Origin of the sequence: Photorhabdus temperata (assembly GCF_025384845.1) — a bacterium.
GTDB classification, from domain to species: Bacteria; Pseudomonadota; Gammaproteobacteria; order Enterobacterales; family Enterobacteriaceae; genus Photorhabdus; species Photorhabdus temperata.
In genome coordinates this window covers 1-19,408 of the sequence record NZ_JAJAFX010000022.1, presented here as the reverse complement: position 1 = coordinate 19,408, position 19,408 = coordinate 1, and the positions used below count along the sequence as shown (strand labels likewise).

20 protein-coding genes and 1 other RNA gene are annotated in these 19,408 nt (G+C 43.3%); 9 read left to right on the top strand and 12 right to left on the bottom strand.

Annotated elements, in window-relative coordinates; all coding sequences use genetic code 11:
* Positions 1-135: 135 nt before the first annotated feature.
* From lepB to rpoE, 6 genes are all read right to left on the bottom strand, one after another.
* A complete protein-coding gene (gene lepB, locus LGZ99_RS10285; protein ID WP_036839378.1) occupies positions 136-1,116 on the bottom strand; it encodes a signal peptidase I in 981 nt (326 codons plus the stop codon).
* Between the two features lie 20 nt (positions 1,117-1,136).
* The gene (lepA, locus tag LGZ99_RS10280) at positions 1,137-2,933 is read right to left on the bottom strand and encodes a translation elongation factor 4 (RefSeq protein WP_021324756.1); all 1,797 of its coding nucleotides are present in this window, start codon (positions 2,931-2,933) and stop codon (positions 1,137-1,139) included.
* A gap of 201 nt (positions 2,934-3,134) precedes the next feature.
* A complete protein-coding gene (gene rseC, locus LGZ99_RS10275) occupies positions 3,135-3,593 on the bottom strand; it encodes a SoxR-reducing system protein RseC (protein WP_036839377.1) in 459 nt (152 codons plus the stop codon).
* Positions 3,593-4,549: a sigma-E factor regulatory protein RseB gene (rseB, locus tag LGZ99_RS10270; RefSeq protein WP_262979091.1), complete on the bottom strand. Its 957-nt coding sequence runs from the start codon at positions 4,547-4,549 to the stop codon at positions 3,593-3,595. The genes rseC and rseB overlap by 1 nt, the downstream gene beginning before the upstream one ends.
* Complete coding sequence (gene rseA / locus LGZ99_RS10265; protein WP_021324754.1) at positions 4,549-5,205, bottom strand: anti-sigma-E factor RseA; 657 nt, start codon at positions 5,203-5,205, stop codon at positions 4,549-4,551. Before rseA ends, rseB begins: the two co-directional genes overlap by 1 nt.
* A 39-nt stretch (positions 5,206-5,244) precedes the next feature.
* Positions 5,245-5,814 carry an RNA polymerase sigma factor RpoE gene (rpoE, locus tag LGZ99_RS10260; RefSeq protein ID WP_021324753.1) on the bottom strand — a complete coding sequence of 190 codons (570 nt, stop codon included), beginning with the start codon at positions 5,812-5,814 and terminating at the stop codon, positions 5,245-5,247.
* 204 nt (positions 5,815-6,018) lie between these two features.
* Here rpoE and nadB point away from each other — a divergent pair, with 204 nt between their 5' ends.
* A complete protein-coding gene (gene nadB / locus LGZ99_RS10255; RefSeq protein WP_262979104.1) occupies positions 6,019-7,623 on the top strand; it encodes an L-aspartate oxidase in 1,605 nt (534 codons plus the stop codon).
* Positions 7,624-7,660: 37 nt separating this feature from the next.
* On the opposite strand, the gene trmN is transcribed toward nadB, so the two are convergent.
* On the bottom strand, positions 7,661-8,395 hold the full coding sequence (gene trmN, locus LGZ99_RS10250; RefSeq protein ID WP_128575532.1) for a tRNA(1)(Val) (adenine(37)-N(6))-methyltransferase TrmN: 735 nt from the start codon (positions 8,393-8,395) through the stop codon (positions 7,661-7,663).
* A 154-nt stretch (positions 8,396-8,549) separates the two neighbouring features.
* Between trmN and srmB the strand changes: the two genes are divergently transcribed.
* Entirely contained in the window at positions 8,550-9,887 is a 1,338-nt protein-coding gene (srmB, locus tag LGZ99_RS10245; RefSeq protein ID WP_023043480.1) for an ATP-dependent RNA helicase SrmB, read from the top strand.
* A gap of 38 nt (positions 9,888-9,925) precedes the next feature.
* On the opposite strand, the gene LGZ99_RS10240 is transcribed toward srmB, so the two are convergent.
* On the bottom strand, positions 9,926-10,513 hold the full coding sequence (locus LGZ99_RS10240; protein ID WP_021324748.1) for an ankyrin repeat domain-containing protein: 588 nt from the start codon (positions 10,511-10,513) through the stop codon (positions 9,926-9,928).
* 15 nt (positions 10,514-10,528) lie between these two features.
* Positions 10,529-11,542 (bottom strand): Tle-like phospholipase domain-containing protein, encoded by a 1,014-nt coding sequence (locus LGZ99_RS10235; protein ID WP_021324747.1) that lies wholly within the window; start codon positions 11,540-11,542, stop codon positions 10,529-10,531.
* A 494-nt stretch (positions 11,543-12,036) separates the two neighbouring features.
* Here LGZ99_RS10235 and ung point away from each other — a divergent pair, with 494 nt between their 5' ends.
* On the top strand, positions 12,037-12,717 hold the full coding sequence (gene ung / locus LGZ99_RS10230; RefSeq protein ID WP_036839373.1) for a uracil-DNA glycosylase: 681 nt from the start codon (positions 12,037-12,039) through the stop codon (positions 12,715-12,717).
* A 51-nt stretch (positions 12,718-12,768) separates the two neighbouring features.
* Here ung and grpE read toward each other — a convergent pair whose 3' ends face one another.
* Positions 12,769-13,350 (bottom strand): nucleotide exchange factor GrpE, encoded by a 582-nt coding sequence (grpE, locus tag LGZ99_RS10225; RefSeq protein WP_036839365.1) that lies wholly within the window; start codon positions 13,348-13,350, stop codon positions 12,769-12,771.
* A gap of 124 nt (positions 13,351-13,474) precedes the next feature.
* On the opposite strand from grpE, the gene nadK reads away from it, so the two are divergent.
* The 3 genes from nadK to bamE all read left to right on the top strand — a co-directional run bounded on the left by nadK (position 13,475) and on the right by bamE (position 16,564).
* On the top strand, positions 13,475-14,353 hold the full coding sequence (gene nadK / locus LGZ99_RS10220) for an NAD(+) kinase (protein WP_023043483.1): 879 nt from the start codon (positions 13,475-13,477) through the stop codon (positions 14,351-14,353).
* An 88-nt stretch (positions 14,354-14,441) separates the two neighbouring features.
* Positions 14,442-16,103: a DNA repair protein RecN gene (recN, locus tag LGZ99_RS10215; protein WP_023043484.1), complete on the top strand. Its 1,662-nt coding sequence runs from the start codon at positions 14,442-14,444 to the stop codon at positions 16,101-16,103.
* A gap of 113 nt (positions 16,104-16,216) precedes the next feature.
* Entirely contained in the window at positions 16,217-16,564 is a 348-nt protein-coding gene (gene bamE, locus LGZ99_RS10210) for an outer membrane protein assembly factor BamE (RefSeq protein WP_021324742.1), read from the top strand.
* A 58-nt stretch (positions 16,565-16,622) separates the two neighbouring features.
* On the opposite strand, the gene LGZ99_RS10205 is transcribed toward bamE, so the two are convergent.
* Entirely contained in the window at positions 16,623-16,916 is a 294-nt protein-coding gene (locus LGZ99_RS10205; RefSeq protein ID WP_036839363.1) for an RnfH family protein, read from the bottom strand.
* On the bottom strand, positions 16,909-17,343 hold the full coding sequence (locus LGZ99_RS10200) for a type II toxin-antitoxin system RatA family toxin (RefSeq protein WP_021324740.1): 435 nt from the start codon (positions 17,341-17,343) through the stop codon (positions 16,909-16,911). Before LGZ99_RS10200 ends, LGZ99_RS10205 begins: the two co-directional genes overlap by 8 nt.
* A 157-nt stretch (positions 17,344-17,500) precedes the next feature.
* Between LGZ99_RS10200 and smpB the strand changes: the two genes are divergently transcribed.
* From smpB to LGZ99_RS10185, 3 genes are all read left to right on the top strand, one after another.
* Entirely contained in the window at positions 17,501-17,983 is a 483-nt protein-coding gene (gene smpB / locus LGZ99_RS10195) for an SsrA-binding protein SmpB (RefSeq protein WP_015833415.1), read from the top strand.
* Between the two features lie 50 nt (positions 17,984-18,033).
* Positions 18,034-18,397: a transfer-messenger RNA gene (gene ssrA / locus LGZ99_RS10190) on the top strand.
* Between the two features lie 316 nt (positions 18,398-18,713).
* On the top strand, positions 18,714-19,355 hold the full coding sequence (locus tag LGZ99_RS10185; RefSeq protein WP_152552744.1) for a hypothetical protein: 642 nt from the start codon (positions 18,714-18,716) through the stop codon (positions 19,353-19,355).
* The last annotated feature ends 53 nt before the right edge of the window (positions 19,356-19,408 follow it).

Genomic DNA, 19,408 nt, shown 5'->3' with positions numbered 1-19,408 from the left:
CACGCAACAGACCTGTTACAGGAAATTCTGACAAAACTGTTGCGTTTGCACTGGCTCCTTAGGGGAGCCAGTTATTAAGTTTGAGAGGATATTCTACACTGTGAGTAAAATTAATGCTTCGCTAATATAGAAATATTAATTAATTCCACCAATGCGGCTAAAGCGAACTCCAGTAGGCCATTCCCCTTCCTGTTTCTCAAAACTCATCCAAATCGCTGAAGCGCGGCCAACCAGATTTTTCTCAGGAACAAAGCCCCACTCACGGCTATCCGCGCTATTATCACGGTTATCACCCATCATAAAATAGTGGCCTTCGGGTACAATCCACACGCCCTCTGGCAACCCAGGTTGACGGAAATTAGGCATCGGTAGTAAACCCGGAATCTCCAGAATATGGTGTGTCGCCGTTCCCAAATTCTCAATCCGCTCACCTTGCCGCCGACTGTAAGGTGGTAATGTTTCTTCAACCGGTATTTGGAAAACACCTATCTTTCTCAGGCTTTCACCCTTGGAATTAACGCCATACTGCTGCATTGTCCATTCACTTGGGAACAGTGAACCATAAGAAACCGGTAATTCTTCCTTACAATTCTCTGTTTTGTTACAACCAGAGAAAACACGCAGCTCTTTTTTTACCGGATCATAAATAATTTTATCGCCCGGTAAGCCAATTACCCGTTTGATATAGTCAAAACTTGGATCCAACGGATATTTAAATACTGCGATATCACCACGTTTTGGTTCACCGGTCTTAATCAATGTTGTTTGCGTGATGGGATCTTTCAATCCGTATGCATACTTCTCTACCAGAATGAAATCACCAATCAATAAAGTTGGCATCATAGAACCCGATGGGATCTGAAATGGCTCATAAACAAAAGAACGCAAGATCAGAACCACGGCTAACACAGGGAAAATAGATGAACAAGTATCTACCCATGTTGGCTTGTTAATAGTCTCAGCCAGATGCTCCTGATCCATTGTACCTTCAGTCAGCTTCTGCAATCTGATAAGTTTTTTCTTACGCGCTGGCGCCCATTTGAAACGATCAATACACCAAATAATGCCGGTGACTAACGTTGCCAGCGTTAGGATCAGGGCAAAAGTGTTAGCCATTTAGACTCCTTACAAGCTTATTAATGGTCTTTACCAACATGAAGAATGGCTAAGAAAGCTTCTTGTGGTAACTCAACGTTACCCACTTGTTTCATGCGTTTCTTACCTTCTTTCTGTTTCTGCAATAGCTTCTTCTTACGGCTGACGTCACCACCATAACACTTCGCTAAGACGTTTTTACGTAATTGCTTCACGGTTGAGCGAGCAATAATGTGATTACCAATCGCAGCCTGAATGGCGATATCAAACTGCTGACGAGGAATGAGCTCCTTCATCTTCTCTACCAGTTCCCGGCCACGGTACTGCGCATTGTCACGGTGAGTAATTAACGCTAATGCATCAACCCGCTCACCATTAATCAACACATCCACACGAACCATATCAGATGCCTGGAAGCGAGTGAAATTATAATCCAGTGAAGCATAACCGCGGGATGTGGATTTCAATCGATCGAAGAAGTCCAAAACCACTTCAGCCATCGGTATTTCGTAAGTCAGTGCAACCTGTTTACCGTGGTAAACCATGTTAGTTTGCACCCCACGTTTCTCAATACACAACGTAATGACATTCCCCAAATATTCCTGGGGCAACAACATATGACATTCGGCGATCGGCTCACGCAACTCTTCAATATTATTCAGTGGCGGCAGTTTAGATGGACTGTCCACATAGAGAATATCGTGGCTGGTCGTTTCTACTTCATAAACAACCGTTGGCGCAGTGGTAATGAGGTCAAGATCATATTCGCGCTCCAGACGTTCCTGAATGATCTCCATATGCAGCAGACCAAGGAAACCACAACGGAAACCAAAACCCAGTGCAGTCGAGCTTTCCGGTTCATAGAACAAAGATGCGTCATTCAGACTCAGCTTGCCCAATGCATCACGAAATCCCTCATAATCATCAGAGCTGATAGGAAACAGCCCGGCATAAACCTGTGGCTTGACTTTCTTAAATCCCGGCAGTGGTTTTTCCGCTGGTTGCCGGGCCAGCGTCAATGTATCCCCCACGGGTGCACCAAGAATGTCTTTAATCGCACACACCAGCCAGCCCACTTCACCACACCCCAGTACATCGCGGTCAACACGCTTAGGTGTGAAAATCCCAAGACGATCAGCGTTATACACCTGACCGGTACTCATCACCTTGATTTTGTCACCCTTACGCAGGGTACCGTTTTTAATCCGAACCAGGGAGACAACACCAAGGTAGTTATCAAACCATGAGTCGATAATAAGTGCCTGTAATGGCGCGTCAGAATCACCCTCCGGGGCCGGAATCTCTTTAACTAAACGCTCAATGACGTCTTGTACGCCAACACCCGTTTTGGCTGAACAACGCACGGCATCGGTAGCATCAATACCGACGATATCTTCGATTTCTTCCGCCACACGCTCAGGTTCAGCCGCCGGTAAATCGATTTTGTTCAGAACAGGAACAACCTCCAGATCCATATCCAGCGCGGTATAACAGTTAGCCAGCGTCTGGGCTTCCACGCCCTGTCCGGCATCAACCACCAGCAACGCCCCTTCACAGGCAGCCAGCGAGCGAGAAACTTCATAGGAGAAGTCTACGTGCCCCGGGGTGTCGATAAAGTTCAATTGATAGAGTTGGCCATCATCCGCCTTGTAATCCAGAGTGACACTTTGTGCTTTAATGGTGATACCACGCTCACGCTCAAGATCCATAGAATCCAGCACTTGCTCTGCCATTTCACGATCTGTTAAACCACCACAAATTTGAATAATACGGTCAGATAACGTCGACTTACCGTGGTCAATGTGAGCAATAATGGAGAAATTTCGTATTTGCTTCATTATAAATATTTTTCTGCCTTGATATTTCTGAATCATTCGCCTAATGGACACACAGAGGGACATAAAGCGACGGTTTATAGGCCGGCCAATGGCCGGAAAGGCTGTATTCTACATGCCAAATCTACGAAAACCTAGTCATGCCTGTGGCTTTAATATGAGTCAGTAAATTAAAAGTTTTGGATGATTAAACCAGATTTATTCCTAATGCTGAATATGAATTGCATCAGGAGGCAAGCCTATTTGTAAAACGATGGGTTGATATTCCTGCTGATTATCCCAATAAGTCGCAATTTTGCGGGCAAGGAAGAACCCTAACACACCTCCCAAAGCACCACCACAAAACACCCATAATTGATTGGTTACCCATAACTGAAAAAGTGCGCCCCCCAGGAATAACCCAATAAGTGGTGTCAAATAAACCAGCAACGCTGAACGCAATAAGCTCCCTTCAGGGATCCCGACTTCCACTTTCTGCCCTGGCTGCAACGGCTGTAAAATCTCAAGTTCGAGCTGATGTATACCATCAGACCCCAATTTATTCAGTAAATAAGAACCACATGTCGCGCGTGCTTGGCAACTGCCACAACCAGAAGAGGAACCATAACGTAATAATGCCCTCCCCTGTTGCCAGCGGATTACTGTCGCCCATTCTTTGACCATCAGTTAGCTCCTATAAATGCGACACCCGCGGCGACACGCTTGGCAGTTGCCAGTGGTAATTCACCAATAATTGTCACCTCATTAGCTCCACGTATTACACTATAGATCGTTCGGTGCCCGCGACGGAGAGGATGTTCCAACTTACCGGTTTTATCAGCGTTAGTCACATTCACTGAAAAACTGAATAAACCATCACTGAACATGATGGATTCAAGCGAGTCAGTATTTGACAGTTTACGCCGGTTACGTGAAACCTCGGTGAAACCATCCGGCAATTTCTCTACTTTCCAGTTGAATACCACTTTCTCTGACGATGGAATGACCAGCATGGGTGGCATATTCAGATGGGTAATAATACTCATTGCATTATCTATATCGCCACCTATTATGGAGGAAACAACCCGAAATTGCTCAAGTGTTTCACTATCACGATCAAGTAAATCAATACGTAACGGCAAATGCGATTTTTCATCGATCAGTAAAATATAATTATAACGCACTTCATCTTTGGAAGTGATGCGTACAACCCGACAAGGTCTGTCGCCTATATGAGTACGGCCAACGTCGATGAAATTGTAGTATTTTTTCAACTGAGTGAAATCAGCAAAAATAACGGCAGGTAAATAGTCAATAATATGATCACCATTAATACTGAAAGCATCCAATCCAGGTTCAAAATAACTGATCTCATTACCACGCTGGACAATCTCCCTGCGGGAACCATCCATCTGCATGATTTGGGCAATTGGAATACCATTGATAATGGCGTGACGATAACGAACTGAGACAATAGCCTGCTGACTGAGATTAATAAAAGCAAGCTCGTAAGTCAGGGATTGAGTGGCATGACCCATTTCCTGCAACAAAGCCTCAGCGCTGCTGAACTGCGCCGAGGCTTGTAAAGGAGTAAACAGGCTGCCCGCCAGCAAAGAGACGGAGAACCAGATATGTTTCATTACTGCTGTTGCGTTCCTAAAGATTGTGTTCCGGGAACCGGAATAGCAACCGGTGGTGAAATTCTCCGTCCATCATTTTGTTCAAAATGCACACGGCGGTCGAGCTCATATTGTTGCAGCATGATATTAATGCGTTTATTACGCTCCTGCACCTGCATACGCTGATCATTGCCAAACATATCACCACCGGAAGGCACTCCCAGACTCACCGGAGAAGCGGATCCCATCATTGGCAATGTGTTAAATGCCGGCGTATCAGATTGATATTCAAGATCCACAACATTGTGACTATTGTACTGTTGCACGCCTATCAATACTGCCAGCGAAACACATGCGGCAACACTCACTTGAGTAATTTGACTCGCCCAAGGGCGAAGCTTTTGCCAGAATGGCATTTTCTGCCAACTCTCTGGCTGAGGCTGAGATTCAGGAACAGCCCCAGGGTTAAAATGAACAGGCTCTTTTTCAAGCGCTAATGCGACCCGGCTCGCAATATCCATATGCAATACTTCAGTCACATCACCACGCAATGCATCACGTATCAGGTGGTAATTTTCCCAGTGTTTCTGCATAGCAGAATCTTTAGATAAAATACTAACGACTTCACTATCAAGAGCTTCGCCATCCATCAGTGCGGAAAGTTTTTCTCTTTGCATGCCAAAGTACCCTTCAGTATTGTTCCACTATTTTTAATTTTAAATCAGTGGTTGAATTTTATCATCAATGGCTTCCCTTGCACGGAAGATACGGGAACGAACAGTACCTACCGGGCAATCCATAACAGCAGCTATTTCCTCATAGCTTAACCCATCTAATTCCCTTAGTGTTATTGCCATTCGCAAATCTTCGGGAAGAGACTCAATGGTTCGGAAAACCACCTGCCTTAATTCTTCTGACAACATTAAATTCTCAGGGTTCGAAATTTCTTTTAGTGCATTTGAAGCTTCATGATTTTCTGCGTCATTAACATCCAAATCACTGGATGGTGGACGCCGCCCTTGAGAAATCAAATAGTTCTTAGCAGTGTTAACTGCTATTCGATACAACCAAGTGTAAAAAGCACTATCGCCACGAAATGATGACAATGCCCGATATGCTTTAATAAATGCTTCCTGCGCAACGTCAGGAACATCACCCTGCGGAATATAGCGGGATACAAGACTCGCTACTTTATGCTGATATCTGATTACCAGTAGGTTAAACGCCTTTTGGTCACCTTTCTGCACTCGCTCAACCAGCATTTGATCCGTTAACTGCTCGCTCATCCGAGGTTAAATCTCCTGAAGCAAAGCTCCACATTTATATTTATTGAACCAACCATGATGTCCCATTTTTCTAAGCAAGCATGGCTTTGAGTAGTAAAATTCTGCGAAGTTCAATTTGTGCCATCATTTTGTTGCAATCATAGCCTTTATCCTATCTGATAGGCTAACATGATTTTACCCATCTTCCTTCATACATCATCAACTATGCAATCATTATTCCCGCAACATTACAGCGATGTACTTATCATAGGCAGCGGTGTAGCCGGCCTGTCTCTGGCTTTACGGCTGGCCTCACAATATAAAGTCACTGTATTAAGTAAGAGTATTCTCAGCGAAGGCGCATCCTATTATGCACAAGGGGGGATCGCCGCGGTATTCGATAAAACAGACAGTATCACATCTCATGTTGAAGATACCCTTATCGCCGGAGCAGGGCTTTGCGATAGAAGCGCTGTTGAGTTTACCACCAGCAACGCTCGTCATTGCGTGCAATGGCTGATTGATCAGGGTGTTTTATTTGATACAGAAACCCGTGAAGATGGTGAAAAACAATATCATCTGACCCGTGAAGGTGGACACAGCCATCGGCGTATTTTGCATCACGCTGATGCAACCGGCAAAGAAGTCGAAACCACACTGGTTGAAAAAGCCATGTCTCATCCGAATATCACAGTGAGAGAGCGTTGCAACGCCGTTGATTTAATTACTTCAAATAAAGCCCAATTCGATGGTAATAACCGGGTAGTCGGCGCTTATATCTGGAACCGCCAGCAGGAACAGGTAGAAACCTATCGCGCAAAGATTGTTGTATTGGCAACCGGTGGTGCAGCTAAGGTCTATCAATACACGACAAATCCCGATATCTCATCCGGTGATGGCATAGCAATGGCATGGCGCGCGGGCTGCCGTATCGCCAATCTGGAATTTAACCAGTTTCACCCGACCTGTCTTTTTCACCCACAAGCGCGTAATTTCCTGCTGACAGAAGCCCTGCGAGGCGAAGGCGCTTATCTGCAACGACCGGATGGCAGTCGCTTTATGCCTGATTTTGATGAGCGCGCTGAACTGGCGCCCCGCGATATCGTCGCACGGGCTATTGACCATGAAATGAAACGCCTTGGTGCTGACTGCATGTTTCTGGATATCAGCCATAAGCCAACTGATTTCATTATCCAGCATTTTCCGATGATCTATGAAAAACTGCTGACGCTGGGATTTGATCTGACAAAAGAACCCATTCCAATCGTTCCTGCCGCGCATTACACTTGTGGCGGCGTAGTCGTCGATCATCAGGGCCGCACTGACCTCAACAACTTATATGCTATCGGTGAAGTCAGCTATACTGGCCTGCACGGTGCAAACCGTATGGCATCCAATTCCCTGTTGGAGTGTCTGGTTTATGGCTGGTCTGCTGCGGAAGACATCCAACAACAAATTGAAAAAATTGAAGAAGTGCCAGAACTCCCTTTCTGGGATGAGAGCCGTGTTGACAATTCAGATGAACAAGTCGTCATTCAACACAACTGGCACGAATTACGTCTATTTATGTGGGATTACGTTGGTATTGTACGTACAACCAAACGCCTGGAGCGCGCATTGCGTCGTATTAATATGCTGCAACAGGAGATTCATGATTATTATTCCAATTTCAGAATCTCTAACAATTTACTTGAATTACGGAATCTGGTGCAAGTCGCTGAATTAATCGTACGTTGTGCGCTGGAAAGAAAAGAGAGCCGGGGCCTGCATTTCACGCTGGATTATCCCGATTTACTGTCAGAATCGAAACCAACAATTTTGACACCTTAATTCTTGCCAGCATAAACCACGCTTCGGCGTGGTTCTTTCAATAATAGAGATAGAAATCCGTGACGAGTTGCTGAAATTCCCGTGTATATACACCATCTGGTTGACGAATGATCAATTCACTGATTAAGCCCGTTTCTTCCTTGCGGGAAAATGCCAACAACATCCGGTGTAATGGCTTACCTTGCCTGTCGCGAATGTTGACCCGATGATGAGAAAACCAACCCATCTGATATGCCATTGTTTCAAATATTTCACCAATAACATACGGCAATACCACACAAAACAGACCATCAGATGTAATCAACTTCCCGACATATTGCAATAACCGCTGATGCGTTAATGAGCTGGTATAACGAGCTTGTTCCCTTGCCTCATTCCGGCAGGCAACAGCCGGTTCAAAATAGGGTGGATTACTGACAATCAAGTCATAACATTGTGAATACCGATCAGCAAAATCACCGATATCCTGCCGATAAACATTTATTTTTCTCTGCCACGGAGATTGCTCTATATTCTCTTGAGCCTGCAATGCAGCATCAGTATCCAGTTCCACTGCATCAATTTTGCTATTTTCATCTGTACGCTGTGCCAACATCAAAGCAATTAACCCGCTACCGCAGCCGATATCCAAAATTGCTTTTTTGCCACTAACCGGAGCCCAAGCGCCCAATAGAACACCATCGGTTCCTACTTTCATCGCACATCGGTCATGGCCGACAAAAAATTGCTTAAAAGTGAATCCTCCCCGGCGCAGAGATTGTTTCTGTTTCAAATTAATAACCTACATCTGTGTCAGCACAAAAAAATTTCTCCATAGGATAAGGGTTATTATGTTCCGATAAAAGCTATCTGCCTTATTGACAGCTTTAATAGATGAACAATACGTCTAACCTGTTTATAATCGGCGGCCTAAACAGAGGTATATAATGACTGCAACAAACTTTTCTGAGCTCGATCTTGATGAACGCCTGCTTGATGCTCTAAATGATAAAGGTTACTCCCGCCCAACAGCAATTCAGGCTGCTGCTATTCCGGCAGCAATGGATGGACGTGATGTTCTGGGTTCCGCGCCTACTGGAACAGGTAAAACCGCAGCTTACTTGCTGCCAATTCTGCAACACTTACTCGATTTTCCACGCAAAAAATCTGGCCCGCCACGCATTTTGATCCTGACACCAACCCGTGAACTGGCAATGCAAGTGGCGGACCAGGCAAAAGAACTGGCTGCACATACCAATCTGGATGTTGCTACGATTACCGGCGGTGTGGCCTATATGAACCACGCAGAAGTTTTCAGCGAGAATCAGGATATTGTCGTCGCCACCACCGGCCGTCTGCTGCAATATATCAAAGAAGAAAACTTTGATTGCCGGGCAGTTGAAACACTCATCCTTGATGAAGCAGATCGTATGCTGGATATGGGTTTTGCCAATGATATTGAAACCATCGCGGGCGAAACCCGTTGGCGCAAACAGACCATGCTGTTCTCTGCGACTCTGGAAGGGGAAGCCATCCGTGATTTTGCAGAGCGCTTGCTGAAAGATCCGGTTGAAATTGATGCAGAGCCGTCACGTCGTGAACGCAAAAAAATTCAGCAATTCTACTACCGCGCAGACAATCTGGAACACAAAACAGCCCTGCTTTGCCATTTACTGAAACAATCGGATGTCACTAAATCCATTATTTTTGTTCGCAAACGTGAACGTGTACATGAGCTTGTAGACGGACTGCGTCAAGCCGGTATCAAAGCCTGGTTCCTCGAAGGGGAAATGGTACAGGCTAAAAGGACAGAAGCGGTTAAGCGTTTGAATGATGGCAGTGTCAATGTTCTGGTTGCCACTGATGTTGCTTCCCGCGGATTGGATATTGATGATATCAGCCATGTTTTCAACTTCGATTTACCACGCACCGCCGATGTTTACCTGCATCGTATCGGCCGGACGGCTCGTGCTGGTCGCAAAGGTACCGCAATTACCTTAGTAGAAGCGCATGATCATGTTTTATTGGGTAAAATCAGCCGTTATCTGAACGAGCCACTGAAGTCACGGATTGTTGATGAACTTCGCCCAACAACCAAATCACCAAGTGAGAAAACCAGCAATAAGCCATCGAAAAAAGTATTGGCTAAACGCAAAGAGAAAAAGAAAGCGGAAGAATCGAAGAAAAAAGCAAAAATACGCCATCGGGATAGTAAAAATATCGGCAAGCGCCGTAAACCTTCTGATAATCCAAAATCTGAAGCGCCAACCAGCAGCGATGAGTAAATCTTTAAACGGGCCAGTTAGATCAGCCCGTTTATATTTTATTTCAAATAATATCGGCTGATTTGTTGAGCTTTCAGCCAATTATTAACTTTATCATATTCAACCTGCATCTCATGGCTGCGTACTTTTAGCGGTGTAAGATTGAAATAGATCTGGAACGTTGACTGCTGCTTATTCTGTAATTTAGGATCAGCACCTGACTTCAACAATATCAACGCCAGTTCCGGTGAATTAATTTTAGCAGCAATATGTAACGGAGTATCCCCAACCCGATTAGCCAAGTTGGGGTTAGCTCCTGCCATCAGCAGTAATTCAGCCTGTATTTTTCTTCCTACCTGAACCGCAGCATGTAAAGGTGTCGCTAAAGTGACAGGATGAATAATATTTACATCAGGCGAGAATGATAATAAAGATTTGAGATAATCAGGATTGCTGATTTTTGCAGCCGTATGTAAAGCACTTTCTTGTTGTAAACCCGGTTGAGCAGGATCAGCTCCCTCTTTCAGCAAAGTATTAATATCATTCATTCGCTGATTGAATATCGCCCATTGCAACGGATTTATATTTTCTTCATCCTGCTGAAAATTCGATTCAGATTCAAACTCAACGACTTCACAGATTTTCATAATATCCCTTTGCAATCATACAGAAACGCTTAGATTTGGTTCGTTAATCATCACCAACGATTCTTCTTGCTGTTCATTATTCAAAGATATCCAAGGTTTATATATCGTTAATAATTCCAACACCTTTTTAAGAGAATGTGCATTGAATCCACGCATCAAAGAAGGCAACCATTTATTCGATTCTCCCAAATCACCATTATATTTCAGTAAAATTTTATGCCCTATCGGCTGGGACACTGGCAGTTTCTGTTGTAATGAATCAAGCACGTCATATTCCACAACATAATGCCGTATCAATCCATTCTCAGCTCTATTTCTGCCCTCTTGTGGTGAAAGCCCCAGATTTTTCATCATCTTGTCGGAAACACCGGCTGAATTAAATATCACCGCAGGTTTTCCAACTGATAATGCAGCGGTTGCGGCTAATCCTCCCCCCAAAGAATGCCCAGTAAATAACATATTTTCCCCAAACGCCATTCTGGCAGTACGAGCTAAATCAACAGCCTGATGGTATTGCGCTTCATCAAACCCAAAACCTTGACGTAAATTAGTCAATATATCTTTCAAATCGTTAGTACCCGCAAAAGCAACGATATGGAGATCACCATTACGATAAATGCCTGCCTGAAAACCCGTTGTTTCATTTCTCAAATTTGCCGGTTCTATTCCTGCATTTAATAACTCACCATCAGAAAGACGGACATAATCACCAATTCCCATAGTGGTTTTTATATAGACATCATCAGAGATCAAAGCCAACATATAATCAATTTCATGAGATTGCTTACCATTAATCTGTTCTGCTTTAATTCCTGTCATTGATTTTAAATTGATGTTAATACTCTGTTCATTAACTAATGATTGATAAATTCTATTGTTCTTTTTAGTCGTTTCTGAGAGCGAAGAGACTTCAGGGGCCGCTTTCTTAATATTCTCGGTTGGAACAGAAGGTGATGTAACAAGTTGAAGATTATTTAAAACAGGAAAATCTGAACCTATTGATAGATTGATACCAATTGATAAACTCATAAAATTCCCTAACGATAGTTGAAAATAATTAGCTATTTAATTGGTGCAATTAATCTATCGGCAGGAAATAACTCAAGGTTAAATAAACGTTTAAATTTTGTTAATAAAATTAATGAATTGTGATTTCTATCTCTGATATCAGATCAATTTCTACCTAGTATTTATCAGCAACTTGGATACCAGTCATCATTTCTATCTCTACATTCATGCAACAAACCAATATATCTAATGCTTGTATACCAACATGAATGAGGATATCCATTGATTCAGCTCAATTAATTTCATATAGTCACTATAAATATATTGCAACCTTATGGTTTAAATAATTTTTTATAGCTAACTACAAAGAAATTATTTTGATAAATTTTCAAAAATAATTTACGGCATTGAAATATTTATCAAAAATTTCGCTTTAGTGTTCATTAAAGGTTTCCCTCTGATTTTGAAATCGGTAAGCTAACGTCCATCTGGTAATTATATAAAAAGGATTTGCTATGTCCGCATCTCTCACATGGCACGACGTGATCGGTAACGAGAAAAAACAACCTTACTTTCTCGACACACTGGCTTATGTCGCTAAAGAACGTCAGGCCGGTAAAACCATTTATCCGCCGCAACAGGATGTATTTAATGCATTCCGCTACACCGAATTGGCCGATATTAAGGTTGTGATACTTGGGCAAGATCCTTACCACGGCCCGAATCAGGCACATGGTCTCTCTTTCTCCGTCCAACCTGGCATTCCTGCGCCACCTTCACTGGTCAATATGTACAAAGAGCTGGTATCCGATATACCCGGCTTCCAATGCCCAAATCACGGCTGCCTCATCGGTTGGGCCAAACAAGGGGTACTCCTCCTCAATACCGTATTAACCGTAGAACGTGGTAACGCTCACTCTCACGCCAATCTGGGCTGGGAAACTTTCACTGATAAAGTCATTGCTGCGATTAACGAGCATCGTTCAGGCGTAGTTTTTCTTCTTTGGGGATCTCACGCCCAGAAAAAAGGCAACTTTATTGATGCCAATAAACACCATGTCCTCAAAGCACCTCATCCATCTCCGCTGTCTGCCCACAGAGGATTCTTTGGCTGTAAACACTTTTCAAAAGCCAATGAATTACTGGAAAAACAAGGAATGGCGCCAATTAACTGGACACCTGAGTTGCTACAGTAAAAAAATGCCGCCCCGGTTGGAACGGCATTGATTATCTACACTGAGCTAAAATTACTTTGATACGGCTACCATTGCCGGGCGCAATAAGCGGCCATTTAAGGTATACCCTTTCTGCATGACCATCATGACACGATTCGACTCATGCTGATCGGATTCCATCATGGTCATGGCCTGATGAACTTCAGGATTAAAAGGAATATCAGTGTCGCCGACAACTTCAATACCAAATTTACCAACAGCCCCCAGGAAGGATTTCAGCGTCAGTTCAATACCTTCAAGCATTGGCGCTATTTCAGTATTAGTGCGATCTGCTGCCTCCAGAGCACGCTCAAGATTATCAATCACCGGCAACAGTTCATTAGCAAATCTTTCCAGCGCGAATTTATGGGCTTTTTCCACATCTTGCTCAGTACGACGACGGATATTTTCAACTTCAGCTTTAGCACGCAAAATGGCGTCACGTTCACGCTGTTGCGCCTGTCTGAGCTGTTCTTCCAGCTCTGCGACCCGTGGCTCAACAACGCTTTCAGTCTCTGATGTTTCTGCTTTATCCGCACTGTTTTGCTGTTCAGATACAACTTCCATATCTTCCGAGACTTGCTCGTCAGGCATTTTTTGTTCTTTACTATTCATGAATATCTCCGCGTATTTGGCATTAATCTCGCTACTTAGCTTATTATGGGGATCTAAACTAGGGATTCAAGGGAACCCGTCATATTGTGAGGACAAAACCTCTTGCTGAAGGAAAATTACAACGATGAATAAAAAATTCAAATGCATTGGTATTGTTGGTCATCCTCGTCATCCAGAAGCACTCGCCACTCATGAGATGCTTTATCATTGGTTAAAGTCCAAAGGTTACTGCGTCATTGTTGATCGCCAGGTAGCCAAAGATATTGGTTTAAAAGATGCACAGACCGGCGGCCTGACTGAAATTGGTAAACAAGCTGATTTAGCCGTGGTTGTTGGTGGCGACGGCAATATGCTGGGGGCTGCCCGGGTTCTTTCCCGTTATGATATTAAAGTCATTGGGATTAACAGAGGTAATCTGGGTTTTCTGACGGACTTAGATCCTGACAATGCTCTGCAACAACTTTCTGAAGTACTGGATGGCGAATACAGGAATGAACAACGTTTCCTGCTAGAAGCACTGGTCAGAAGAAACGGCCAGAAACCCCGTATCAGTACCGCAATCAACGAAGTCGTGCTCCATCCTGGAAAAGTGGCTCACATGATTGAATTCGAAGTTTATATTGATGAGCGTTTTGCTTTTTCCCAACGCTCTGACGGATTGATTATCGCAACACCAACGGGTTCAACTGCTTACTCACTCTCCGCAGGGGGGCCAATTCTGACACCTAACCTGGATGCTATCGTCCTGGTGCCGATGTTCCCGCATACATTATCTGCCCGCCCATTGGTCATCAGTAGCGAAAGCAGCATCAGACTGAAATTTTCCCAAAACAGCAACGATTATGAAGTCAGTTGTGATAGCCAGATAGTTCTGCCTATACAGGATGGAGAGGACGTAATTATTAGCCGCAGCAAACAGAAGCTCAATCTCATCCATCCTAAAGATTATAATTACTTCAATACATTAAGCACAAAACTAAGCTGGTCTAAAAAAATGTTCTAAAAAAACAAGCTCCACTACTTTACTGTATAAAAAACCAGTTTATACTGTATGAAAATACAGAGGTGTTTTTATACACAGGAGAAGCATGATGCTCACTCAGTTAACTATTAGCAACTTTGCCATTGTTCGTGAGCTTGAAATTGATTTCCGGTCAGGTATGACAGCCATCACAGGTGAAACCGGCGCCGGTAAATCCATCGCAATTGATGCATTAGGTTTATGTCTGGGCAATCGCGGTGAGACCAACATGGTACGTAACGGCGCTTCCCGTGCTGATATTTGCGCCCATTTTTCTCTTTCTGATGCACCTTCTGCCCGTCAATGGCTGGAAGAACGTCAACTTGATGACAGTAATGAATGCTTGCTGCGCCGTACCATAACTTTAGATGGCCGCTCAAGGGGCTTTATCAATGGTACAGCGGTACCACTTTCCCAATTACGTGAACTGGGAGCTCACCTTATCCAGATTCACGGCCAGCACGCCCACCAATTACTCTTGGAGAGTGGTCACCAAAAACGCCTGCTCGATACTTACGCTAATCAGTTCAATCTGCAAAATGAGATGAAACAGGTCTATCAGAAATGGCACCAAAGCTGTCAGGATCTGGCACAATTCCAGCAACAGGCTCTTGAGCGGCAATCTCGTCAACAGTTACTGGAATATCACTTAAAAGAGCTAAATGAATTAGCCCCGCAGCCAGGTGAATATCAAGAACAAGATAATGAATACAAACGGCTGGCAAACCGTGGTCAGCTATTATCGGTCAGTCAGAATGCACTCCTGCTACTGAGTGATAATGATGAGCAAAATATTATCAGTCTGCTGAATCACGCTAAACACGAACTGGCAGAACTCATCGCAATGGATGATAAATTCGGTAACCTGCTGACTATGCTGGAAGAAGCATCCATCCAGATTAATGAAGTCAGCGATGAACTCCGCCACTATGGTGATCAACTGGATATGGATCCAAATCGCCTGTTTGAACTGGAACAAAAAATTTCGCAGCAAATCAGAGTCGCCCGTAAACACCATGTTGTACCGGAAGAGCTTCCCTCACTACATCAACAATTACGGGAAGAACAGCAACTGCTGGCACAACAAGAAGATGATTGCGCTCATCTCTGCGAGCAGGTTAACAGGCACCATAAACAAGCATTAGAAGTAGCAGAAAGGCTGCATCTGGTTCGCCAACAATACGCTAAAGAGTTAAGTGAGCTAATTACTAACAGTATGCATCAGCTTTCCATGCCTCATGGCCGCTTGACCGTTGATGTCTCTTTTGCTCCGGAACACTTAAATGCTGATGGCGCAGATAAAGTTGAATTTAATGTCACCACTAACCCTGGTCAGCCACACCAATCACTGGCAAAAGTCGCGTCGGGTGGTGAACTTTCCCGTATTGCACTGGCAATTCAGGTTATAACGGCCAAGAAAATGGAAACTTCAGCCCTGATATTCGATGAAGTGGATGTGGGTATCAGTGGCCCGACAGCCGCAATTGTCGGTCGTCTGTTACGTGAATTAGGCGAATCTACACAGGTCATGTGCGTCACTCACCTGCCCCAGGTAGCTGGTTGCGGTCACCAACATTTTTATGTCAGTAAACAGACCGATGGTGAAGAAACTGAAACTCAAATGCAATTACTAGACAAGAAAGCCAGATTACAAGAGCTGGCGCGGCTTCTGGCAGGTAGTGAAGTCACAAAAAATACCCTAGCGAACGCAAAAGAGCTGCTGGCAGCATAATATGACACAACTTTTACGGATATTTGGGGTCATAGCTAAAACTTGTAGAGGTTTTCAATCTCGTCAAGGTCTATTATTATCAACATCCTGACTCCTAAAGGAATGTAATTACCATGCGCTGTAAAATGTTGACTGCCGCTGCTGTATCATTCGTTATGCTGACTGCGGGTTGCTCTACACTGGAACGGGTTGTTTATCGCCCTGACATTAATCAGGGGAACTATCTGACACCTGCTAATGTATCAAAAATCCACAAAGGGATGACCCAGCAACAGGTAGCCTATACATTAGGAACACCCATGTTACAAGACCCGTTTGGTACTCAAACATGGTTTTATGTGTTTCGTCAGCAACCTGGGCATGAAAAAGTGACTCAGCAAACCCTAACACTGACGTTTGACAGTAAAGGTGTACTGACTGACATTAAAAACGAAAACTCACTTACTGAGAATCTTCAATAATCAAAGAGATATAGACAGCAAGTCATAAAATACAGATGACTGGCTGTCTATTGACAAATTATTGAGCATTATTTTTAGCCCGTTCAGCACGCTTACGACGCATTTCTTTTGGATCGGCTAACAATGGGCGATAAATTTCCACCCTATCACCCTCTTCCAAAATATCCGTCAGCTTGACGGGACGGCTATAAATTCCAACTTTATTTTTTTGCAGATCAATATCATTACGCAAAGTCAGCAGACCTGATGCAACAATTGCCTGTTCTACAGTCGCCCCTTGGGACAATTTCACAGTACGCAGATATTGGCGGTCAGGCAATGCATAAACAACTTCGATATTGATATCAGGCACTATAAACCTCACGTGCGCGCAGAGTAAAAGCCTGTATCATATTTCCGGCCAACTCCTTAAAAATCTTGCCGAAAGCTAATTCAATCAGCTTATTAGTAAATTCAAAATCAAGGTGAAGCTCAACTTTACAAGCATCTTCACTCAGAGGTATGAACTGCCAGCCTCCCATCAACTTACGAAAAGGCCCATCCACCAGTTGCATATTAATGCTTTGGTTATCAGCCAGGATATTCCGGGTAACAAAAGTCTTGCTTATACCCGCTTTGGAAACATCGACTGACGCAGTCATTTCATGACGACTGATGCTCAACACACGGCTGCCGACACACCCCGGAAGAAAATCCGGATAAGAACTCACATCATTGACTAATTTGTACATTTGTTCCACGCTGTACGGTACTAACGCAGAGCGACTAATCTGTGGCATATCATTTCCTGTAAGGCTCAATTGTGGCAAATAATATCACCTATACGTGATTAAAGAAAAACCTGTCAGCGTATAATGCAATAAATACTCATTAATCAGCAAATATGCTGCGGGAAAAGATTTCTTTCATCAAAGCATTCAGTATAATGCATACACTATGACAAAGAAAAAAGCACACAAACCCGGTTCGGCAACCATTGCCATGAATAGACGAGCCCGTCACGAATACTTCATTGAAGAAGAATTTGAGGCTGGCCTCTCGTTACAAGGATGGGAAGTCAAATCACTGCGCGCTGGTAAAGCAAATATCAGCGACAGTTACGTTTTACTCAAAGATGGCGACGCTTATCTTTTTGGTGCCACCATCACTCCGTTAAATGTAGCTTCTTCCCATGTCGTCTGTGATCCTATGCGTTCACGCAAACTCTTACTTAATCAGCGCGAACTTGACTCATTATATGGTCGAGTCAATCGTGAAGGTTATACCGTTGTTGCCTTATCTCTCTATTGGAAAAACGCCTGGTGCAAAGTCAAAATTGGCGTAGCAAAAGGCAAGAAGGCGCACGATAAACGTTCAGATATCAAAGAACGTGAATGGAAATTAGACAAAGCACGTATTATGAAGAATGCCGGACGATAATCTCTGGCATTATAGTTTAATATTCTGATATACTTGTTTTTAACATACTTGGGGCTGATTCTGGATTCGACGGGATTCGCGAAACCCAAGGTGCATGCCGAGGGGCGGTTGGCCTCGTAAAAAGCCGCAAAAAAATAGTCGCAAACGACGAACAATACGCAATAGCAGCTTAATAACCTGCATATCGCCCTCTCTCCCTAGCCTCCGCTCTTAGGACGGGGATCAAGAGAGGTCAAACCCAAAAGAGATCGCGTGGATGCCTTGCCTGGGGTTGAAGCGTTAAATCTAATCAGGCTAGTTTGTTAGTAGCGTGTCTGTCCGCAGCTGGCAAGCGAATGTAAAGATTAGACTAAGCATGTAGTACCGAGGATGTAGGAATTTCGGACGCGGGTTCAACTCCCGCCAGCTCCACCAAATAAATCAAGGGGTTACACTAAAGTGTAGCCCTTTTTGTTTGCCCAATGTCCACTTTGAGTCCACCCATTTTATTTTTTCACATATCTAGCATCGTGTGACATATAAGATGGTAGAGATAATGATTGAGTACAAAGTTGCATTTGCCTCCCAATCAACTAGTCAGGAATTAAAACCCCTCCCTTCAAAGTTTATGATTTTAAATCAATATATTAAGACGATTTTTGACAAGTATTTTTTCTTAGCCAGTGATCACAAAATGGCGAAAGGAATTTAGTTTATAATCTAACACACTCAAACCTTTATGGTTCATAATATGAATAACATACCAAAAATTGTAGGTGCTGTATTATGGGCTGTCGTCGTCTTGTATTGCTCTTTTCGGATTTATAAATCAGGCTTTGAATTCAGCACAATAGAAACAATGTTATCTATTCTTTTAGGGGTCTTTGGAATACTCCCTTACGTGAGACCTCACAAGTCAACTTTACCTATAACTAATAAAAGTACACCCGAAGAGATATATGACAAAAATATCATAGAAGAATTATTAAAAAAAATACCATTTGATAATATAAAAGTATCTCTAGAACAGTCACATATAACTGGTGTACCCCTTGCCTTTATTCTTGACTTGGATAACATAAAACTTGACTTTGATAGCCCTAAATCTAAATTGTACAACCATAAACTGGAAGAAAGGAAAAAAGCTTTAATATCGTCCATTGATAACTGGTTAGAAACAGCATATGATTTCCTAGGTCCAAACGAAGATCCAACGTTGACTAGGTCTCAACCTCCTTACCACTGGAAAAACCATAGTGCTACATCTGAACAAAAATATTACAAACTACAAGAAGAATTAGAAATAAAATCCACTCAATTAATTAATGAATATGAAACATTCTTATCCACAGTTCATGATTCAAAAGTTTTATTCGCCAAAGAGTTAAGCTAGCTATTTCTTATAGTTCAGTCTCAAAATTATCTTAAAACCGTACCTAGTTTGTT

What these genes read in the sequence shown, in the direction of transcription:
- lepB (WP_036839378.1), bottom strand. Translation starts at nt 1,116, where the DNA reads ATGGCTAACACTTTTGCCCTGATCCTAACGCTGGCAACGTTAGTCACC.
- lepA (WP_021324756.1), bottom strand. Translation starts at nt 2,933, where the DNA reads ATGAAGCAAATACGAAATTTCTCCATTATTGCTCACATTGACCACGGT.
- rseC (WP_036839377.1), bottom strand. Translation starts at nt 3,593, where the DNA reads ATGGTCAAAGAATGGGCGACAGTAATCCGCTGGCAACAGGGGAGGGCA.
- rseB (WP_262979091.1), bottom strand. Translation starts at nt 4,549, where the DNA reads ATGAAACATATCTGGTTCTCCGTCTCTTTGCTGGCGGGCAGCCTGTTT.
- rseA (WP_021324754.1), bottom strand. Translation starts at nt 5,205, where the DNA reads ATGCAAAGAGAAAAACTTTCCGCACTGATGGATGGCGAAGCTCTTGAT.
- rpoE (WP_021324753.1), bottom strand. Translation starts at nt 5,814, where the DNA reads ATGAGCGAGCAGTTAACGGATCAAATGCTGGTTGAGCGAGTGCAGAAA.
- nadB (WP_262979104.1), top strand. Translation starts at nt 6,019, where the DNA reads ATGCAATCATTATTCCCGCAACATTACAGCGATGTACTTATCATAGGC.
- srmB (WP_023043480.1), top strand. Translation starts at nt 8,550, where the DNA reads ATGACTGCAACAAACTTTTCTGAGCTCGATCTTGATGAACGCCTGCTT.
- LGZ99_RS10240 (WP_021324748.1), bottom strand. Translation starts at nt 10,513, where the DNA reads ATGAAAATCTGTGAAGTCGTTGAGTTTGAATCTGAATCGAATTTTCAG.
- LGZ99_RS10235 (WP_021324747.1), bottom strand. Translation starts at nt 11,542, where the DNA reads ATGAGTTTATCAATTGGTATCAATCTATCAATAGGTTCAGATTTTCCT.
- ung (WP_036839373.1), top strand. Translation starts at nt 12,037, where the DNA reads ATGTCCGCATCTCTCACATGGCACGACGTGATCGGTAACGAGAAAAAA.
- grpE (WP_036839365.1), bottom strand. Translation starts at nt 13,350, where the DNA reads ATGAATAGTAAAGAACAAAAAATGCCTGACGAGCAAGTCTCGGAAGAT.
- nadK (WP_023043483.1), top strand. Translation starts at nt 13,475, where the DNA reads ATGAATAAAAAATTCAAATGCATTGGTATTGTTGGTCATCCTCGTCAT.
- recN (WP_023043484.1), top strand. Translation starts at nt 14,442, where the DNA reads ATGCTCACTCAGTTAACTATTAGCAACTTTGCCATTGTTCGTGAGCTT.
- bamE (WP_021324742.1), top strand. Translation starts at nt 16,217, where the DNA reads ATGCGCTGTAAAATGTTGACTGCCGCTGCTGTATCATTCGTTATGCTG.
- LGZ99_RS10200 (WP_021324740.1), bottom strand. Translation starts at nt 17,343, where the DNA reads ATGCCACAGATTAGTCGCTCTGCGTTAGTACCGTACAGCGTGGAACAA.
- smpB (WP_015833415.1), top strand. Translation starts at nt 17,501, where the DNA reads ATGACAAAGAAAAAAGCACACAAACCCGGTTCGGCAACCATTGCCATG.
- LGZ99_RS10185 (WP_152552744.1), top strand. Translation starts at nt 18,714, where the DNA reads ATGAATAACATACCAAAAATTGTAGGTGCTGTATTATGGGCTGTCGTC.